Here is a 794-nt window from a genome sequence, read left to right as displayed (position 1 = left end):
CGACCTGCATAGAACGCAGATCGAAGCGACGAGCTGCATATAACCTCAGATAAAAGTAAGCACCAATACAAGCGGGTAGAACAGAGATAATTGTGATCACGACGCTCATGTGCATGTGATACGGCAGCTGAAACGCATACATTCCCGTAAAATGCATGGACCAAACACCTAAGCCCATTGTTCCAGAGGCTAGCGCTAGCCAAGCTGCACCTTTGTTATGGCTATGATCTGAGTCGGCATTATCTCGCCACAAACGCTCGACGATCATTAGCATCGCAAACGCTGCTGTTGCCGCAATAATCAACGAGAACAGTACGACTGAATAATCGTAGCTCCCCTCTGTTAGTACAAAACCCTTCTGCGAAAGGTCTTTAAACCGCCACACGCCGCTTTATCCTCAAGCAACAATTTGGCATGAATATAGTCGACAATCTGAGTTTTTCTTGCCTAGACAAAAGACCGCGGCAAGGCCTATTATCGACACAAGCGATATAGCAAAGCTGACGTCATTTATCGGAGCACATTTCTATGGCACGACAATCACCGTTCGAAACTGCCTATATCAACGATCCTAAAATGGAACGTTGCTTTCAGCGTATTTTTGTTAAACAGAGACGATTTTGTTCACCTGATACTGGCAAACCCGAAGTCAGTAAATTACCGAGTTTTATCCTGATTGAAGGAGGATTTATGATCCTCCATGAAGAGGCTTTTCAAGAAGATCTCAAAGATGCGTGGAAGTCTTATGATCAAAGCGGTGATGATGACGAAAAACCCTAGAATAAACCACAGAA

General features: G+C 44.5%; 2 protein-coding genes. One reads left to right on the top strand and one right to left on the bottom strand.

Annotated features, from left to right (window positions below; all coding sequences use genetic code 11):
- Positions 1-385, bottom strand: a 385-nt coding sequence (locus A3739_RS23845) for an MHYT domain-containing protein (protein ID WP_304440304.1), incomplete at its 3' end; no start/stop codon positions are given.
- 143 nt (positions 386-528) lie between these two features.
- Between A3739_RS23845 and A3739_RS23840 the strand changes: the two genes are divergently transcribed.
- Positions 529-780 carry a hypothetical protein gene (locus A3739_RS23840; protein WP_068476078.1) on the top strand — a complete coding sequence of 84 codons (252 nt, stop codon included), beginning with the start codon at positions 529-531 and terminating at the stop codon, positions 778-780.
- Positions 781-794 lie beyond the last annotated feature (14 nt).

The organism is Oleiphilus sp. HI0067, from assembly GCF_001635735.1.
The sequence above is the reverse complement of the archived record's forward strand: the minus strand, read 5'-3'. Positions and strand labels throughout refer to the sequence as shown.